The sequence below is a fragment of the Streptomyces sp. McG3 genome, from assembly GCF_018619185.1.
In the GTDB taxonomy this organism is placed as follows: Bacteria; Actinomycetota; Actinomycetes; order Streptomycetales; family Streptomycetaceae; genus Streptomyces.
Genome location: NZ_JAAXYC010000063.1, coordinates 16,327 through 33,175, shown reverse-complemented (window position 1 = coordinate 33,175; position 16,849 = coordinate 16,327). Strand labels below are relative to the sequence as shown.

The 16,849-nt window shown below is 71.5% G+C and carries 17 protein-coding genes; 9 read left to right on the top strand and 8 right to left on the bottom strand.

Annotated elements, in window-relative coordinates:
• Positions 1-136: 136 nt before the first annotated feature.
• The 4 genes from HET64_RS13565 to HET64_RS13550 form a co-directional block, all read right to left on the bottom strand.
• Positions 137-805 (bottom strand): DUF6304 family protein, encoded by a 669-nt coding sequence (locus tag HET64_RS13565; RefSeq protein ID WP_215105203.1) that lies wholly within the window; start codon positions 803-805, stop codon positions 137-139.
• 52 nt (positions 806-857) lie between these two features.
• Positions 858-1,454: an N-acetyltransferase gene (locus HET64_RS13560; protein WP_215105201.1), complete on the bottom strand. Its 597-nt coding sequence runs from the start codon at positions 1,452-1,454 to the stop codon at positions 858-860.
• An 89-nt stretch (positions 1,455-1,543) separates the two neighbouring features.
• Positions 1,544-2,587, bottom strand: coding sequence for a family 2 encapsulin nanocompartment cargo protein polyprenyl transferase (locus HET64_RS13555; RefSeq protein ID WP_215105199.1), 1,044 nt, complete (start codon positions 2,585-2,587; stop codon positions 1,544-1,546).
• 88 nt (positions 2,588-2,675) lie between these two features.
• A complete protein-coding gene (locus tag HET64_RS13550; protein ID WP_215105198.1) occupies positions 2,676-4,082 on the bottom strand; it encodes a family 2B encapsulin nanocompartment shell protein in 1,407 nt (468 codons plus the stop codon).
• A gap of 176 nt (positions 4,083-4,258) precedes the next feature.
• On the opposite strand from HET64_RS13550, the gene HET64_RS13545 reads away from it, so the two are divergent.
• The 3 genes from HET64_RS13545 to HET64_RS13535 all read left to right on the top strand — a co-directional run bounded on the left by HET64_RS13545 (position 4,259) and on the right by HET64_RS13535 (position 6,951).
• A complete protein-coding gene (locus HET64_RS13545) occupies positions 4,259-4,705 on the top strand; it encodes an Rrf2 family transcriptional regulator (RefSeq protein WP_215105197.1) in 447 nt (148 codons plus the stop codon).
• A gap of 93 nt (positions 4,706-4,798) precedes the next feature.
• On the top strand, positions 4,799-6,025 hold the full coding sequence (locus HET64_RS13540; RefSeq protein WP_215105196.1) for a globin domain-containing protein: 1,227 nt from the start codon (positions 4,799-4,801) through the stop codon (positions 6,023-6,025).
• The gene (locus HET64_RS13535) at positions 6,022-6,951 is read left to right on the top strand and encodes a 1-aminocyclopropane-1-carboxylate deaminase/D-cysteine desulfhydrase (protein WP_215105195.1); all 930 of its coding nucleotides are present in this window, start codon (positions 6,022-6,024) and stop codon (positions 6,949-6,951) included. The genes HET64_RS13540 and HET64_RS13535 overlap by 4 nt, the downstream gene beginning before the upstream one ends.
• On the opposite strand, the gene HET64_RS13530 is transcribed toward HET64_RS13535, so the two are convergent.
• Positions 6,927-8,528 carry a Na+/H+ antiporter gene (locus tag HET64_RS13530; protein ID WP_215105194.1) on the bottom strand — a complete coding sequence of 534 codons (1,602 nt, stop codon included), beginning with the start codon at positions 8,526-8,528 and terminating at the stop codon, positions 6,927-6,929. The two genes, HET64_RS13535 and HET64_RS13530, sit on opposite strands and share 25 nt — an antisense overlap.
• 35 nt (positions 8,529-8,563) lie before the next feature.
• Here HET64_RS13530 and HET64_RS13525 point away from each other — a divergent pair, with 35 nt between their 5' ends.
• From HET64_RS13525 to HET64_RS13515, 3 genes are all read left to right on the top strand, one after another.
• Positions 8,564-8,824, top strand: a complete 261-nt coding sequence (locus tag HET64_RS13525) for a UBP-type zinc finger domain-containing protein (protein WP_215105192.1) — start codon at positions 8,564-8,566, stop codon at positions 8,822-8,824.
• Between the two features lie 232 nt (positions 8,825-9,056).
• A complete protein-coding gene (locus HET64_RS13520; RefSeq protein ID WP_003966375.1) occupies positions 9,057-9,470 on the top strand; it encodes an anti-sigma regulatory factor in 414 nt (137 codons plus the stop codon).
• A complete protein-coding gene (locus HET64_RS13515) occupies positions 9,467-10,423 on the top strand; it encodes an RNA polymerase sigma factor SigF (RefSeq protein ID WP_373429550.1) in 957 nt (318 codons plus the stop codon). The genes HET64_RS13520 and HET64_RS13515 overlap by 4 nt, the downstream gene beginning before the upstream one ends.
• Before the next feature lie 57 nt (positions 10,424-10,480).
• Here HET64_RS13515 and HET64_RS13510 read toward each other — a convergent pair whose 3' ends face one another.
• The gene (locus tag HET64_RS13510; RefSeq protein ID WP_215105190.1) at positions 10,481-10,930 is read right to left on the bottom strand and encodes a hypothetical protein; all 450 of its coding nucleotides are present in this window, start codon (positions 10,928-10,930) and stop codon (positions 10,481-10,483) included.
• Between the two features lie 165 nt (positions 10,931-11,095).
• Between HET64_RS13510 and HET64_RS13505 the strand changes: the two genes are divergently transcribed.
• Together HET64_RS13505 and HET64_RS13500 are read left to right on the top strand one after the other, a co-directional pair.
• Complete coding sequence (locus HET64_RS13505) at positions 11,096-12,064, top strand: diacylglycerol kinase family protein (protein ID WP_215105188.1); 969 nt, start codon at positions 11,096-11,098, stop codon at positions 12,062-12,064.
• Positions 12,065-12,384: 320 nt separating this feature from the next.
• On the top strand, positions 12,385-12,642 hold the full coding sequence (locus HET64_RS13500) for a WhiB family transcriptional regulator (protein ID WP_003953983.1): 258 nt from the start codon (positions 12,385-12,387) through the stop codon (positions 12,640-12,642).
• A gap of 193 nt (positions 12,643-12,835) precedes the next feature.
• Here HET64_RS13500 and HET64_RS13495 read toward each other — a convergent pair whose 3' ends face one another.
• Together HET64_RS13495 and HET64_RS13490 are read right to left on the bottom strand one after the other, a co-directional pair.
• Entirely contained in the window at positions 12,836-14,302 is a 1,467-nt protein-coding gene (locus tag HET64_RS13495; RefSeq protein WP_215105204.1) for a sensor histidine kinase, read from the bottom strand.
• Between the two features lie 365 nt (positions 14,303-14,667).
• Positions 14,668-15,750: an SIS domain-containing protein gene (locus HET64_RS13490; RefSeq protein ID WP_215105186.1), complete on the bottom strand. Its 1,083-nt coding sequence runs from the start codon at positions 15,748-15,750 to the stop codon at positions 14,668-14,670.
• A 285-nt stretch (positions 15,751-16,035) separates the two neighbouring features.
• Between HET64_RS13490 and nagB the strand changes: the two genes are divergently transcribed.
• The gene (gene nagB / locus HET64_RS13485) at positions 16,036-16,821 is read left to right on the top strand and encodes a glucosamine-6-phosphate deaminase (protein WP_215105184.1); all 786 of its coding nucleotides are present in this window, start codon (positions 16,036-16,038) and stop codon (positions 16,819-16,821) included.
• Positions 16,822-16,849 lie beyond the last annotated feature (28 nt).

Sequence of the window (16,849 nt, the reverse complement as noted above, 5' to 3'; positions counted from 1 at the left end):
GCCGTCACGTCAAGCCAGGCCGGGCCGGGCCGTTGTGCCAGGCCAGGCCGGGCCGGGTCGGGTCGGGTCGGGTCGGGTCAGGCCGTCACGTCAAGCCAGGCCGGGCCGGGCCGTCGCGCCAGGCCGGGCCGGTCGGTCAGGCGAGTTCCAGCGGGAAGGCTCCCCGATGTCCGGTGCCCGCGCCGTCGGCCGGGCGCACCTCGAACTCGCGGCAGCTCCAGACCTCCTGGACGAACCCGGACCGCTGGTCCCACAGATCCAGCACATCGTCCTCGCCCGCCGAGCCCCGATAGGCGTCCTTGGCCCCCCGGAAGCAGGCGAGCCCGCCGGAGAGCCCCCGGCCGGGGGCCGGGAAGTAGTCGGAGAAGGCGCAGGCGATACAGGTCTGGATCCGGACGCCGTCCGGGAGGATGCGCTGGACGGCGGTCAGGGCGGCGTTGAAGTCGCGCTCGGCGCGGGCCGATTCATACACCGCGCCGTCCAGGTGGAGGGCGAGGTGGAGGTCCGGGTCGACCCGGCGCAGGGAGAGCAGGCAGCTGAGCGTGGCGTGGCGGAGCGTGCCCGCGACGAGGACGGGCAGCGGCAGATCCCACTCCAGTACGCAGTCGGTGAGCGCGCCGTCCGCGAGGGCGAACATCCCGCTCTCCGGCGGCATGCCGGCGACCGGCCCCAGGTCGTCGAAGCTCTCACCCTCGAAGTCGACCCCTCGGATCCGGATCCGAAGCTGCCGCCCGTCCGTGGTGAGGACGACGGCGTCGGAACCCTTGTTGTCCCGGTACCAGCCGGCCCACGACTCATCTGTCATGAGCAGGGACTGTAGCCCCTGCCCCGGGCGGCTTCCGTACCACCCTCCGGGTTCAACCCGCGTGGGGTTCCCGCCACATGGGGTACATCGGCGGGCCGTCCGGCAGGTCGACGGTACGGCCGGGGAAGCGGAATCCGAGCCGCTCGTACAGCGCCCGGCTCCGGGCGCTGCTCGCCTCCAGATAGGCCGGCAGCCCTTCCCGGTCGCAGCGCTCCAGCTCCACTCCGATCAGCTCCGCGCCGATGCCCTCTCCCTGGCGGTCGGGGGAGACGCCGATCATCAGCAGATAGGCGTGCGCGCGGTCGTGCGGGTGAACGGCCCCGGTGAGCCTGCCCACCAGTTCGCACCGCTCGTTGCCGGGGTCGGCGGTCCGCCGCATCAGGGCGGGCGTGGGGTCCTCCTCCTCGGGGGCCCCGGCCGGCACCGGCAGCCAGAGCGCCACCGCGGCCCCGTCCTCGGCGATGTCGATACGGCCCTCCGCGAGGGCGATGTCGACGAAGACACCGAGGAACCTGCCGTGGACCGCGCGCCGGTGCGCGTCGTCGGGGAACACCCAGCTGCTGACCGGGTCGTGGTGGAACGCCTCCTCCATGACCGAGACGACCAACTCCCGGTCGCGCTGCTCCGCCTGCTGAATCCGTATACCCATGACCGGCTGCCGTCCCTCCGTACCGCTTTCGCTCAACCCACTTCCGGAATACTAGAGTTGATGGGACGACGCCGGTCGCACGAGGTGGGTCAGCTGGTCCTGCGGGTGACGAATTCGGCCAGTGCCAGCAGGTCGCCGGCGGCGCTCGGGTCGGGGACCGCCCGGGAGAGGTGGTGGACCGCGCGGGCCATCCGGTCGGCGGCGCAGACCTGGGCCCAGTCACGGCCGCCGGCCCGGTCCACCGCGTCGGCCGCCCGGCTCACCTCGCCGGCGGTGGTCATGGGCCCCCGGTAGAGCGCGGCGAGCTCGGCGGCTGCCGGGGTGCCCGAGGCGAGGGCGGCGACCACGGGCAGGGACTTCTTGTGGGCGGACAGGTCGGCCCCGACGGGCTTACCGGTGCGGTCCGGGTCGCCCCAGATGCCGATCAGGTCGTCGATGAGCTGGAACGAGAGGCCCGCCTCCCGCCCGAACCCGTCCATCGCGCGGACCGCCCGGTCCTCCGCCCCGGCGTAGAGGGCTCCGAGCGCACAGGCGCAGCCGAGCAGCGCGCCGGTCTTGGCCGTGGCCATGGCCACGCATTCGTCGAGCGTGACCTCGTCGGGGCCGCGCTCCTCGAAGGCGCAGTCGGCCTGCTGGCCCGCACACAGCTCGATGATGCAGGAGGAGAGGCGGGCGACGGCGCGGGCGGCGGCCGGGTGCGGATCCTCGGCCAGCAGCCGCTGAGCCAGGGCGAGCATGGCGTCGCCGGTGATGATGGCGTCCGGGATGCCGAAGACCGCCCAGGCGGTGGGCCGGTGCCTGCGGGTGGTGTCCTCGTCGATGACGTCGTCGTGGAGCAGGGTGAAGTTGTGGGCGAGCTCCACGGCGACGGCGGCCCGGACAGCGCGTTCCGGATCGCCGCCCAGGGCGCGGGCGGCGGCCAGCACCAGGGCCGGCCTGATGGCCTTGCCCGCCTGGCCGGCGGCAGGGGTTCCGTCGGCGTTCTCCCAGCCGAAGTGGTACATCGCGATGCGGCGTATGCCGCCGGGCAGCGACTCCACGGCCGATCGCAGATGTGGGTCGACGACGGCACGGGTGCGCTCCAGGAGCGCCGCGGCCTCATGCCCTTCCGTCGCTGCGTCCGTACTGGTCATGGTCACGGTCACTCCCTGGGGCGGATCGATGGGGTGCGGACCCGGGGGCCCGGGCGGCTGCCGCCCGGGCCCCCGGGGTGAACCGGGGTCAGTGCCAGCGGCTGACCTCGACGTTCTCCAGCACTCCGAGGGCGTCCGGTACCAGGATGGCGGCGGAGTAGTACGCCGTCACGAGGTAGGAGATGATCGCCTGCTCGTCGATCCCCATGAAGCGGACCGAGAGACTCGGCTCGATCTCGTCGGGGATACCGGTCTGCTGGAGGCCGATGACGCCCTGCTCGGCCTCGCCGGTCCTCATGCAGATGATGGAGGTGGTGCGGGCGTCGGAGACGGGGATCTTGTTGGACGGGAAGATCGGCACCCCCCGCCAGGAGGGCACGTGGTGGCCGCCGATGTCGACGCTCTCCGGGACGAGTCCGCGCCGGCTGCACTCGCGGCCGAAGGCGGCGATGGCCTTCGGGTGGGCGAGGAAGAGCTTGGATCCGCGGCGGCGCGAGAGCAGCTCGTCCATGTCGTCCGGGCCGGGCGCCCCGTCGTGCGGCTGGAGCCGCTGCCCGTAGTCGCAGTTGTTGAGCAGTCCGAACTCCCTGTTGTTGATCAGCTCGTGCTCCTGGCGCTCGCGCAGCGCCTCGACCGTGAGCCGCAACTGCTGCTCGGTCTGGTTCATCGGCTGGTTGTAGAGATCGGCGACCCTGCTGTGCACCTTCAGCACCGTCTGGGCGACGCTCAGTTCGTATTCGCGCGGCGCCGCGTCGTAGTCGACGAAGGTGTGCGGGACGACCGCCTCCCCCACGTGGCCGGCGGAGAGGTCGATCGCCGCCTCGCCGTAGTGGTTGGTCCGCTGCCGCGGGATGGAGAGCAGACCGGCGAGATGGTCCCGCAGGGGTGCCGCGCGCTCCGCGAGGTTGTACACGTCGGCGCGGCTCAGGGTGAGGAGCGTGCACGGGGTGACCGCCCGTGCGGTGTACTCCCAGACGGCGTCTCCGTCGATCAGGCTCTGGTCGCCGAAGTACGCGCCGTCGGCGAGGACCCCGAGCTCCGTCTCGTCCCCGTAGGGGCCCGATCCGACCTTCGCCACCTTGCCGTGCGCCAGCAGGAAGACCCGGTCCGCCGCGTCCCCCGAGGCGGCGAGCACCTCCCCCGCGGCCACGTCCCGCTGCTCGCACCTGCGGGCGAGCTCGGCGAGCACCTCCTCGTCCCCGAACTCCCGCAGGGCGGGCAGCTCCGCCAGCTCCGCGGGGATCACGGAGACCCGGTCCCCGGTCTGGACGAAGGTCACCCGGCCGTCGCCGACCGCATAGCTGAGCCGACGGTTCACCCGGTACGTACCGCCCTGTACCTGCACCCACGGCAGCATCTTCAGCAGCCACCGCGAGGTGATCTCCTGCATCTGCGGCGCGGATTTGGTGGTCGTCGCGAGGTTCCGCGCAGCTGCCGTCCCCAGACTCTGCTGCGGCGGCGCCTGCGTGTCGCGAACCTCTTCACCAACGGACATCTGACGTCCTCTCGATCTTGGGCTGACCTGCGTGCAAAAGCCTTTCAGCAGGAGGACCGGGTCGCCATTACACAAAAGAGTGCGACTAATCCGCCTTCGGTCGGGGCACGTTGCTCCTCGTCGCCCGGCGGACCGTTTAATTTGCATCCTTCGTGCAACTTATCTACGGTGGAACCATGCGGTTGACGAGATTCACGGACGTGGCGCTCCGCGTCCTCATGCGACTCGCGGTCGCCGAGGGCCGGGAGCCGCCGACCACCCGCGAGGTGGCGGCCACCATGCGGGTCCCGTACACGCACGCCGCGAAGGTCGTCGCCAGGCTCCAGCACCTCGGCCTCCTCGACGCCCGTCGCGGCCGGGGCGGCGGACTCACCCTGACCCCGGCCGGCCGCTCCGCGTCGATCGGCTCGCTGGTGCGGGAGCTGGAGGGGCCCGAGGAAGTCGTCGAGTGCGAGGGCGACACCCCCTGCCCGCTCCGCTCCGCCTGCCGGCTGCGCGGGGCGCTGCGCGGGGCTCAGGAGGCCTTCTACGCCGCGCTGGACCCGATCACCGTCACCGACCTCGTCGCCTCCCCCACCGGCCCCCTGCTGCTGGGCATCGGCAGCGGACCACCACCCGGCTGAAAACCGCCCCGGCCGCACGGACGAACCCACGCGCCGACGGGGCCCCGCGCCGCCCCTAAATATGCATCTCATATTCCATTAAGGAGCTCCGTCATGCTCTCCGACCGGTCCACCGCAACCGTCCGCGCCACCCTTCCCGCCGTCGGCGCGGCCATCGGGGACATCGCCGACCTCTTCTACGAGAAGCTCTTCGCCGCCCACCCCGAGCTGCTGCGGGACCTGTTCAACCGGGGGAACCAGGCCTCCGGCGACCAGCGGCGGGCACTCGCGGGCTCCATCGCCGCCTTCGCGACCCAGCTGGTCGAGCGGCCCGGCACCCGGCCCGACGTGATGCTCGACCGGATCGCCCACAAACACGCCTCGCTCGGGGTGACGCCGGAACAGTACGAGGTGGTGCACACCCATCTGTTCGCGGCCATCGCCGACGTCCTGGGCGACGCGGTCACCCCGGAGGTCGCCGCCGCCTGGGACGAGGTCTACTGGCTGATGGCGGGCTCCCTGATCGCCGTCGAGGAGCGCCTCTACGCGCAGCAGGGCGTCCTGGCGGGCGATGTGTGGCACACCTGGGAGGTGACCGCCCGGGTCGAGGAGACCGAGGACGTCGCCACCTTCCTGCTGCGCCCCGCCGAGGACACGCCCCCGCCCGCCTTCCGGCCCGGCCAGTACGTCTCCGTACAGGTGGAACTCCCGGACGGCGCCCGTCAGATACGCCAGTACAGCCTCTCCAGCGCCCCCGGCTCCCGGCTGCGGTCGATCACCGTCAAGCGCGTGCGCGGCCAGGGCTCGCCCGACGGCGAGGTCTCCCGGCACCTGCACGAGCACACCCGCGCGGGCGATCTGCTGCGCGTCTCCGTCCCCTACGGGGACCTGGTGCTCGACCATCCGGACGCGCCCCTGCTGCTGGCCTCGGCGGGCATCGGCTGCACCCCCATGCTGTCGATGCTGGAACACCTCGCCCAGGAGGGCCACAGCGGCCCGGTCACCGTCGTGCACGGCGACCGCTCACCGGCCGACCACGCCCTGCGCACCGAGCACGTCCGGCTGACGGGGAAGCTCGCGGACGCCGAGGCGCACTTCTGGTACGAGGCCCCGGAGGCCGGGCAGCCGGCGAACCGCACCGGCCTCGTCGACCTCGAAGGCATCACCGTACGACCGGGGACGCACGCCTATCTGTGCGGCCCGCTCCCCTTCATGCGATCCGTCAGGGCCCAGCTGCTGGAGGTGGGCGTCCGGCCCGCCGACGTCCACTACGAGGTGTTCGGCCCGGACCTCTGGCTGGCCGCTTCCCGAAACGGCGGAGAGGCGACAATGGACGGGTGAACAGCCCGCCCCGCCTCGACGCCCTCCTGCGGCCCCGGGTGCCCTCCCCCCTGCGGGAGGTCCGCGACGAACGCTTCGCGCGCCACGGGGTGAGGCTGCTCCTGAAGCGGGACGATCTGATCCACCCCGACCTGCCGGGCAACAAGTGGCGCAAACTCGCGCTCAACCTGGAGGCCGCCGCCGGGCGCACCGTGCTGACGTTCGGCGGCGCGTACTCCAACCACCTCCGGGCCACCGCGGCGGCCGGACGGCTGCTGGGTTTTCCCACCGTCGGCGTCGTCCGCGGCGACGAGCTGGCGCGCCGGCCGCTCAACCCGTCGCTCGCCCGGTGCGCGGCCGACGGCATGCGCCTGCACTTCGTGGACCGTACGACGTACCGGGCGAAGGCCTCCTCCGAGGTCCTGGAGGGGCTGCTGAGCCTGTTCGGGGACGTGGAGGTCATCCCGGAGGGCGGCAGCAACGCGCTGGCCGCACGGGGCTGTACGGCGCTGGGGCGCGAGCTGGCCGGGGAGTGCGAGGTGGCGGCCGTGGCCTGCGGGACCGGCGGCACCCTGGCCGGACTCGCCGCCGGTCTGGGCCCCGGGCAGCGGGCCCTGGGTGTCCCGGTACTGCGCGGCGGCTTCCTCGGGCGGGAAGTGGAGCGGCTCCAGCGCGAGGCGTTCGGCGGCCCGTCCGGGAGCTGGTCGCTGGACGAACGCTTCGCCTTCGGCGGCTACGCCCGCTCCACCCCGGAGCTGGAGGCCTTCGCCGCGGACTTCGAGGACCGGCACGGGCTGCCCGTGGAACGGGTGTACGTCGCCAAGCTGCTGTTCGCGCTGACCACGCTGACCGGGGAGGGGGCGTTCGCCCCGGGCGCGCGGGTGAGCGCCGTGATCACCGGCACCCCCGACCCACGGCCCGTTCAGGAGTCGCCCGTCTCCCGGTAGGCCGCCGCCTCCTCCAAGTCCAGTCTGCGCAGGAGCGTGCGCATCATCTCGTCGTCGATCCGCCGCTCGTCCCGGAGCCGGACGAAGACCTCGCGCTCGGCCTCGATCATCTCCCTCGCCAGCCGCCGGTAGGTGTCGTCCGCCGACTCCCCGGTGACCGGGTCGGCGGCGCCCAGCCGCTCCCACACGGCGTTGCGGCGGCGTTCCAGCACACTGCGCAGCCGGTCCGCCAACGGTGGCGGCAGGCTGCTGTGAGGGTCGGCGAGCAGCCGGTCGAGGCGGGCCTCCGCGGCCTCGGACGCCTCGCTCTGGGCCTGCGCCTCGATGAGGGTGACGGTCTGCGGGTCGGGGCCCGGCAGCTTCAGCACGCGGACGAGGACGGGCAGCGTCAGCCCCTGGATCACCAGGGTCCCGATGACCGTGGTGAAGGTCAGGAACAGCACCAGGCTGCGGGCCGGGAAGGGCTCGCCGTCGTGCATGACCAGCGGGACGGAGAACGCGACGGCGAGCGAGACGACCCCGCGCATCCCGGCCCAGCCCACGATCAGCGGGGCGGTCCAGTCGGTGCCGGGCTCGCGTTCCCGGACGCGGCGCGAGAGCCACCGGGGCAGATAGGTGGCCGGGTAGACCCAGACGAAGCGGACCACGACGACGGCCAGGAACACGATGGCCGCGTAACCGAGCGCCTCCCCCACGCCGAACGAGCCGAGCCCCTTCAGGACGAACGGCAGCTGGAGCCCGATCAGGGCGAACACCGCGGACTCCAGAATGAACGCCACCATCTTCCAGACGGCCGCCTCCTGAAGACGGGTCGCGAAGTCGACCTGCCAGGAACGGTGGCCCAGGTAGAGGGCGACGACGACCACGGCGAGCACCCCGGAGGCGTGCACCCGTTCGGCCGCCGCGTACGCCACGAAAGGGATCAGGAGGGAGAGCGTGTTCTGGAGGAGGGCTTCCTTCAGGTGGGTGCGCAGCCAGTGGAGCGGCACCATCAGCAGGAGCCCGACGCCGACCCCGCCGACCGCGGCCAGCAGGAACTCGCCGATCCCGGCGCCCCAGCTCATCCCCTCCCCCACCGCGGCGGCCAGCGCCACCTTGAACGCGGTGATCGCCGTGGCGTCGTTCACCAGGGACTCGCCCTGGAGGATCGTGGTCACCCGGGAGGGCAGCCCGACCCGGCGGGCGATGGCGGCGGCCGTCACGGCGTCCGGCGGGGCGATGACCGCCCCCAGGACCAGCGCGGCGGTCAGCGGCAGGTCCGGGATGATCAGGTGCGCCAGCCAGCCCACGGCGACCGTCGCGAAGAGGGTGTACCCCACGGAGAGCAGCGCGACCGGCCGGACGTTGGCCCGCAGATCCAGGTAGGAGCTGTCCACGGCCGCCGTGTGGAGCAGCGGCGGAAGCAGCAGCGGGAGCACCACGTGGGCGTCCAGGTGGTACGTCGGAACACCCGGCAGATAGCCGGCCACGAGCCCCACGGCGACCAGGACGAGCGGGGCGGGCACCGGGGTGCGGCGGGCCGCGCCGGCCACCGCCGCACTGACCGCGACCAGGGCCACCAGCGGCAGCGCGTCCATCCCACCGTCCTCGGATCCGTCGTAACCTGCCCATCATGAGCGAGTGTGCGCATGTAGCGGATCTGCCACGCCCCGAGCCCGTGCCCCTCGGTGAGACGTGCCCCGAGTGCCTGGAGGCGGGCACCCACCCCGTGCAGTTGCGGCTCTGCCTGACCTGCGGGCACGTCGGCTGCTGCGATTCGTCGCCGCTGCGACACGCGACCGGACACTTCCGGGCGACCGGTCACCCCGTGATGCGTAGCTTCGAGGCGGACGAGAGCTGGCGCTGGTGCTTCGAGGACGGTTCGATCGTCTGACGCCTGGGTACGTCAATGCGGCGCCGGTTCTTCGCAATTGGACGCCGCAGACCCCTAGCCACTGTGCGTACGCGTGGGCTTACCATGAGTGACGGCCGGGATATGGGGTCCGTACGACACGGCATCATGGATCCGATAACGTCGCCGAGCCGAAGAACCGTCGACGGACCGCATGGCTCCGGGCCACCCTTCCCGGAACCTCGAAAGAGTTTGTGCCACCTTGGAGGTGAGGGTGTCCCAGATCGCAGGCGAGCCCGGGAATCAGGACTTCGTAGAAGTCCGGCTGCCCGCTGCGGGTGCCTACCTGTCGGTGCTGCGAACGGCCACGGCCGGTCTCGCAGCGCGTTTGGACTTCACTCTCGACGAGATCGAGGATCTTCGTATCGCGGTCGACGAGGCCTGCGCGATCCTGCTCCAGCAGGCCGTGCCGGGTTCCGTCCTCAGCTGCGTCTTCCGACTCGTCGACGACTCCCTCGAAGTGACGGTGTCGGCGCCCACCACGGACGGCCGGGCGCCCGAGCGCGACACCTTCGCCTGGACGGTGCTCTCCGCACTGGCCGGCAAGGTCGACTCCACGGTCGCCGACGACCGTACGGTCAGCATCAGCCTCTACAAACAGCGCGGCGCGGGCCCCGGGCCGGCGTGAGCGACGGGAACGGGGACGGTCCTGTGCGGGACGAGACGATCCGATCCGGGGTGGTGCGCCCAGCAGGCATCCCGGAGCAACAGGCCCGGCCGCATCCGGTGGACGGAGCGGACGGGCCCGAGAGCATCGACGTCGCGGTGGAGCAGCAGTCGCAGGCAGGGCGGGCGGGCCAGATGAGCGAGCACGGGCACCACGATCCACACGACCGCAGCGGGGCCCGGGCCCTCTTCTTCGAGCTGCGGGAGCTGCCCGACGGTTCGGCCGAGAAGGCCGAGCTGCGCAACAGACTGGTGCGGATGCACCTGCCGCTGGTGGAGCACCTGGCCCGCCGCTTCCGCAACCGCGGGGAGCCGCTGGACGACCTGACGCAGGTGGCCACGATCGGGCTGATCAAGTCCGTGGACCGGTTCGACCCGGACCGGGGCGTGGAGTTCTCGACGTACGCCACCCCCACGGTGGTCGGCGAGATCAAGCGCCACTTCCGGGACAAGGGCTGGGCGGTGCGGGTGCCGCGCCGTCTCCAGGAGCTGCGGCTGTCGCTGACCACGGCCACCGCGGAGCTCTCCCAGCAGCACGGCCGTTCCCCGACGGTGCACGAGCTGGCCGAGCGGCTGGGCATCTCCGAGGAGGAGGTGCTGGAGGGCCTGGAGTCGGCCAACGCGTACAGCACGCTCTCGCTGGACGTGCCGGACACGGACGACGAGTCGCCCGCGGTCGCGGACACGCTGGGCTCGGAGGACGAGGCGCTGGAGGGCGTGGAGTACCGGGAGTCGCTCAAGCCGCTCCTGGAGGACCTGCCGCCGCGCGAGAAGCGCATCCTGCTGCTGCGCTTCTTCGGGAACATGACCCAGTCGCAGATCGCCCAGGAGGTCGGCATCTCGCAGATGCACGTCTCCCGGCTGCTGGCCCGGACCCTCGCGCAGCTGCGCGAGCGGCTGCTCGTCGAGGAGTAGGCGAGAAGGCGTCCGCCGGTTCGGAGGCCGTCGGGCCCGGGGCCACCCGACAGCCGCTCAGGCCTCGGGGGTCGTCCTGGGGCCCCGGCGGATGCCCAGGTCCTGGGTGGTCGCGGGCTTGAGGATGAGCACGAGGCCGGTGACGGCGACCGCCGCCAGGACGATCCCGGTGGGGATCAGCGCGCCCTGCGAGCGCAGCAGCGTCCAGGCCACCGGCAGCGCCATGATCTGGGTGATCAGCGCGGGCCCCCGGCTCCAGCTGCGCAGGAGCAGCAGTCCGCGGGCGGCGATCAGCGGGATCGCGCCGAGCGCGACCAGGGTGATCCCGACCGTCTCCGCCTGCTGCGTGCTCTCCAGCTTCCCGAGCAGCCCCATGACCAGCATGTAGACACCGCCGAGGGCGAGCGCCAGGCCTTCCAGGGCGTTGACCCCGGCGAGGACGGTGATCCTGGTCGGGCGCTCCGCGGCGGAGGGCGACGGCGTGGAGGGGGTCGCTTGAGTACTCACGCCTTTCAGGTTGGCATCCCGGGGACCCGGAAGTGAAGCCGGGGTGCGGAGGAGCCTCACCCGTTCGGGCGCACGACGGGGCCACCGGTCACGTTCCGTCACCGAGCTGGAGCGCAGCGAACCGGGACTACAGCACCGAACCGCCCGGTAGGTAGGCTGGCCGTCATGCGCGCACTCCTCGTGGTCAACCCAGCTGCTACCACCACCAGTGCCCGCACCCGTGACGTGCTCATCCACGCGCTGGCCAGCGAGATGAAGCTGGAGGCGGTGACCACCGAGTACCGGGGGCACGCACGGGATCTGGGACGGCGGGCGGCGGACAGCGACGACATCGATCTGGTGGTCGCCCTCGGCGGCGACGGCACGGTGAACGAGGTCGTGAACGGGCTGCTGCACCGGGGCCCGGACGTGGACAGCCTCCCGAAGCTCGCCGTGGTCCCCGGCGGGTCCACCAATGTCTTCGCGCGCGCCCTGGGGCTGCCGAACGACGCGGTGGAGGCGACCGGCGCGATCCTGGACGCCCTGGAGAACCGGACCGAACGCACGGTCGGGCTCGGACTGGCGGCCGGCACCCCGGGGACCGAGGACGAGTCCGTCCCCGAACGCTGGTTCACTTTCTGTGCCGGTCTCGGATTCGACGCCGGAGTCATCGGCCGGGTCGAACAGAAACGCGAGCACGGGAAGCGTTCGACCCATGCCCTGTATGTGCGCCAGGTGGTGCGGCAGTTCCTGAACGAGGCCCACCGCAGACACGGGCAGATCACGCTCGACGTGCCCGGCCAGGACCCGGTGACCGACCTCGCGCTCTCCATAATCTGCAACACCGCCCCCTGGACCTACCTGGGCAATCGCCCGATGTACGCCTCGCCGAAGGCCTCCTTCGACACGGCGCTGGACGTCCTCGGACTGAAGCGTCTGTCCACCCCGGCGGTGGCCCGCTACGGCACCCAGCTGCTCACTTCGAGCCCCGAGAAGGGGCCGCGCGGCAAGCACGCTGTTTCACGACATGACCTCACGGACTTCACCTTGCATTCAAAGGTCCCACTGCCCTTCCAGATGGACGGCGACCACCTGGGACTGCGTACGAGCGTGACGTTCACAGGCGTACGCCGTGCACTGCGTGTGATTGTGTGAGTGGAAGGGCCTAAAGTCCTTTAACTCGAACGTTTGGACTGGCCCCCACCCCTAAGAAGTGCGGCTGTGACCTAGTCGACACCGAGGAATCAAAAAAAACTTTCCAGAAGGGGTTGTATCCGCCGCCGAGGTTTGCGAATCTCTACATGGCGATCGGGACGGCCCGCAACACCGGCCTCCACTGAGAGCCAGAACCCCTCCTCACCATCACAGACCACACCCAGTCCATCTGGGAGTCGGCCCGTCATCTACGGGGGGATTCGTGAAAGCGTTCACATTCACAAGCAACAAGCGTGTAATACCAAGGAGAGGTAGCAGCCATGGACTGGCGTCACAACGCCGTTTGTCGTGAGGAAGACCCTGAGCTTTTCTTCCCCATCGGCAACACCGGTCCTGCGCTGCTGCAGATCGAGGAAGCCAAGGCTGTCTGCCGCCGCTGCCCCGTCATGGAGCAGTGCCTGCAGTGGGCGCTCGAGTCCGGCCAGGACTCCGGCGTCTGGGGTGGACTCAGCGAGGACGAGCGCCGCGCGATGAAGCGCCGCGCCGCTCGCAACCGGGCGCGCAACGCAAGCGCCTGAGCGAGAACCGCACCAAGCCTCAGCCCGGCGGCGCGTACAGAGCGTACGCACAGCCCCGCCTTCGAGTCGCAGCGCGCAGTACCCCGAAGCGCATCGCAACGTGAGCATCACGGAGCGGGCCCGGACCGTCACCACGGTCCGGGCCCGCTCTGCTGTGTGCTCCGGTTCTTCCTGCTTGCCGGCGCGGGATGTCCTACTTGTCGGCGCGGACCGGGAGGTCCAGCACCACCTGGGTGCCGCGTTCGGGCGCCGGAACCATGCCGAACGTGCCGCCCAACTCCCCCTCCACCAGCGTCCGTACGATCTGGAGCCCGAGGTTGCCGGACCGCTTCGGGTCGAATCCCTCGGGCAGTCCGCGCCCGTCGTCGGTGACGGTGATCAGCAGCCGCCCCTCGGTGGGCGATCCGCCGCGCACGGCGGAGACCTCCACCGTCCCGTGGTCGGCCACGGCGAAGGCGTGCTCCAGGGCGTTCTGCAGAACCTCGGTCAGCACCATGGAGAGCGGGGTGGCGACCTCGGCGTCGAGGATGCCGAAGCGTCCGGTTCGGCGGCAGGTCACCTTGCCCGGGGAGATCTCCGAGACCATCGCGATGACCCGGTCGGCGATCTCGTCGAACTCGACCCGCTCGTCCAGATTCTGGGACAGCGTCTCATGGACGATGGCGATCGAACCGACGCGCCTGACCGCCTCGTTGAGCGCCTCGCGACCCTGCTCGGAGTCCATCCTGCGGGCCTGGAGGCGCAACAGGGCCGCCACCGTCTGGAGGTTGTTCTTCACCCGGTGGTGGATCTCCCGGATGGTCGCGTCCTTGGTGATCAACTCGCGTTCGCGGCGGCGCAGTTCGGTGACGTCCCGGAGCAGGACCAGGGAGCCGATGCGGACGCCCTTGGGCTTGAGCGGGATGGCCCGCAGCTGGATCACGCCGCCCGCGCACTCGACCTCGAACTCGCGGGGCGCGTAACCGCTGGCCACCTTGACCAGGGCCTCGTCCACCGGCCCCCGGGACGGGGCCAGTTCGGCGGTGGTGGTGCCGAGGTGGTGGCCGACGAGGTCGGAGGCGAGGCCGAGGCGGTGGTAGGCGGAGAGGCCGTTGGGGCTGGCGTACTGGACGATTCCGTCGGCGTCGAGCCGGATCAGGCCGTCGCCCACGCGCGGGGAGGCGTCCATGTCGACCTGCTGGCCGGGGAAGGGGAACGACCCGGCGGCGATCATCTGGGCCAGGTCGGAGGCGGACTGGAGGTAGGTGAGCTCCAGCCGGGAGGGGGTGCGCACGGTGAGCAGGTTGGTGTTGCGGGCGATGACGCCGAGGACCCTGCCCTCGCGGCGTACGGGAATGGACTCGACCCGTACGGGCACCTCCTCGCGCCACTCCGGGTCGCCCTCGCGCACGATCCGGCCCTCGTCCAGGGCCGCGTCCAGCAGCGGGCGGCGGCCGCGCGGCACCAGGTGGCCGACCATGTCGTCCTGATAGGAGGTGGGCCCGGTGTTGGGGCGCATCTGGGCGACGGAGACGTACCGCGTGCCGTCGCGGGTGGGGACCCACAGCACGAGGTCGGCGAAGGACAGATCGGAGAGCAGTTGCCACTCCGAGACCAGCAGATGGAGCCACTCGAGGTCGGTGTCGCTCAGAGCGGTGTGCTGGCGGACGAGGTCGTTCATGGAGGGCACGTGTGGAGCGTACCTGGGGTTACCGCAGGCGTTCGAACCGATCGGCCCGCCGGGCCGTGCCATGGGTACGACGATGGACAGGCGCGGAGCCCCGACCGAGAATGTCGTGCACACGGATGGACACGGGCAATTGGTCTAGTCCACAATGTTCATCAAGACCTCCGCTCTCCCCGCACAGGAGAGCGGACCGAGGCTCCGGCACTCTCTGCCCTGACTGCGCCGGTGCCTCCAGTGGCCGGGGGCACCGCACACCGCCGGCCAGGTAGCTCCGGGCTGCGGTGCCGGGCGGGCTGAGGGTCCCGCTCTGGCGCCGCGGCCCGCGGGTGTTTCCGGGGCCCTCCCGGACAGGGACGCGTTCAGCGGGTCTCGGTGACCTTGGCCAGGGCGCGGGGCGCATCGGGGTCCTGGCCCCGGGCGATCGTCACCTCGTACGCCAGCAGTTGCAACGGCAGGATCTCCAGGATCGGCTGCAACTCCTCCGGGACGCCCGCCGTGGGCAGCGAGAAGCCGGCCGAGGCCGCCTCCACCTGGGCCTTGGGGCCGACCACGAAGAGGTCCGCGCCGCGTCCGCGCAGCCGGTCCAGCACCGGCTGGAGGGCCTCGCCGCCCCGGCCGTCGGTGACCACGGCGATCACCGGGGAGATGTTGTCGACCATCGCCAGCGGCCCGTGCAGCAGATCCGCGCCGGAGTAGGAGAGAGCGGGGATGTAGCTGGTCTCCATCAGCTTCAGGGCCGCTTCCTTGGCCGTCGGGTAGCCGTAGCCGCGCGAGGTGATCACCATGCGTTCGGCGAAACGGTAGCGGGCGGCCAGCGCCTTGACCTCGGCCCGGCGGCCCAGGATCGCGCCCGCGAGGTCGGGCAGACCCGCGGCGGCGTCGGTACCGTCGCGGCCGCCCAGGCCCTCCACGAAGAGGTAGAGGGAGAGCAGGGAGGCGGTGTACGTCTTGGTGGCCGGGAGCGCCTTCTCCGGGCCCGCCAGGATGTCGATGTGGTACTCGGAGACCGCCGCCAGCGCGGAGTCCGGGTTGTTGGTGACGGCGAGGGTGACGGCCCCGGCCTCCCGGGCGGCCCTCGTGGAGGCCACCAGGTCCGGCGAGCCGCCCGACTGGCTGACCGTGACCACCAGGACGTCCCGCAGGTCCGGCCGGGCGCCGTAGGCCGTCGTGGTGGACATCGAGGCCAGTCCGCAGGGCAGCCCGAGGCGGATCTCCAGCAGGTACTTGGCGTACAGCGCCGCGTTGTCCGACGTACCCCGGGCGGTGAGCAGCACGAACCGGGGCTTGCGGGCCGCGATCTCGGCGGCGACCTCGCGGATGCGGGGCGCGCCCTGTTCGAGGATGCGGCGGAGCATCGCGGGCTGCTCGGCCATCTCGCCGGACATGATGCGGCCGGGCTCGTCGCCCTGGCCGCCCGGGTCGGCCGGAGGGGTGGCGGACATGTGGGGGCCTCCTGCGCTGTCGGCGTACGGGACGGCGCGTGCGCGGGGATGCGCGATCCGCGCCGTTCCGGTCAGGCCTCCCCAGTCGACCAGGCAATGCCGTGCGCCGCCAGCGGGCCGGTGCGTGCGTGTGTGCCGGCCTGTGCCGCGTGCGCGTGTGTGTGCGGGCAGGTGTGCGTGCGTGCCGATGGGCGGACTGTTCACCGGACAGCTGCCCGATTCTGCTAAATTGGAGCTTGATTGGTCTATACCACCGGCTCCCCTAGTCAGATCGGCAGGCACAGCGTGGAAGTTGTCATCGTCCCGGACGCCGCGGCAGGCGGCGAACTGATCGCGGAGGCCATCGCCGCGCTGATCGCCCGCAAGCCCGACGCCCTGCTCGGCGTTGCCACCGGCTCGACCCCGCTGCCCATCTACCGCGCGCTCGCGGCGAAGGTCGCCTCCGGCGCGGTCGACGCGTCGCGCTCCCGGATCTGCCAGCTCGACGAGTACGTCGGGCTGCCCGCGGGCCACCCGGAGTCGTACCGCTCCGTGGTGCTGCGCGAGGTCATCGAGCCGCTCGGGCTCTCCGAGGCCTCCTTCATGGGACCCGACGGGTCGGCCGAGGACGTCCAGGCGGCCTGCGAGGCCTACGACCGGGCGCTGGCCGAGGCCGGCGGCGTCGACCTCCAGCTCCTGGGCATCGGCACGGACGGGCACATCGGCTTCAACGAGCCGTGCTCCTCGCTCGCCTCCCGTACCCGGATCAAGACGCTGACGCAGCAGACCCGGGTCGACAACGCGCGCTTCTTCGACGACGACATCGAGCAGGTGCCGCACCACGTGATCACGCAGGGCATCGGGACGATCCTGGATTCCCGCCACCCGATCCTGCTGGCCACCGGTGAGGGCAAGGCGGAGGCCGTCGCCCAGACGGTGGAGGGGCCGGTCGCCTCGATCGTGCCGGCCTCGGCGCTGCAGCTGCATCCGCACGCGACGGTGGTGGTGGACGAGGCGGCCGCGTCGAAGCTGAAGCTGGCGGACTACTTCCGCGCCACGTATGCGGCGAAGCCGGGGTGGCAGGGGCTGTAGGGCTCGACCTCTCGCACGGCTGAGGGCC

Bases quoted from the DNA above. Each gene is read 5' to 3' on its own strand.
- HET64_RS13565 (WP_215105203.1), bottom strand. From the start codon at position 805: ATGACAGATGAGTCGTGGGCCGGCTGGTACCGGGACAACAAGGGTTCC.
- HET64_RS13560 (WP_215105201.1), bottom strand. From the start codon at position 1,454: ATGGGTATACGGATTCAGCAGGCGGAGCAGCGCGACCGGGAGTTGGTC.
- HET64_RS13555 (WP_215105199.1), bottom strand. From the start codon at position 2,587: ATGACCAGTACGGACGCAGCGACGGAAGGGCATGAGGCCGCGGCGCTC.
- HET64_RS13550 (WP_215105198.1), bottom strand. From the start codon at position 4,082: ATGTCCGTTGGTGAAGAGGTTCGCGACACGCAGGCGCCGCCGCAGCAG.
- HET64_RS13545 (WP_215105197.1), top strand. From the start codon at position 4,259: ATGCGGTTGACGAGATTCACGGACGTGGCGCTCCGCGTCCTCATGCGA.
- HET64_RS13540 (WP_215105196.1), top strand. From the start codon at position 4,799: ATGCTCTCCGACCGGTCCACCGCAACCGTCCGCGCCACCCTTCCCGCC.
- HET64_RS13530 (WP_215105194.1), bottom strand. From the start codon at position 8,528: ATGGACGCGCTGCCGCTGGTGGCCCTGGTCGCGGTCAGTGCGGCGGTG.
- HET64_RS13525 (WP_215105192.1), top strand. From the start codon at position 8,564: ATGAGCGAGTGTGCGCATGTAGCGGATCTGCCACGCCCCGAGCCCGTG.
- HET64_RS13505 (WP_215105188.1), top strand. From the start codon at position 11,096: ATGCGCGCACTCCTCGTGGTCAACCCAGCTGCTACCACCACCAGTGCC.
- HET64_RS13500 (WP_003953983.1), top strand. From the start codon at position 12,385: ATGGACTGGCGTCACAACGCCGTTTGTCGTGAGGAAGACCCTGAGCTT.
- HET64_RS13495 (WP_215105204.1), bottom strand. From the start codon at position 14,302: ATGAACGACCTCGTCCGCCAGCACACCGCTCTGAGCGACACCGACCTC.
- HET64_RS13490 (WP_215105186.1), bottom strand. From the start codon at position 15,750: ATGTCCGCCACCCCTCCGGCCGACCCGGGCGGCCAGGGCGACGAGCCC.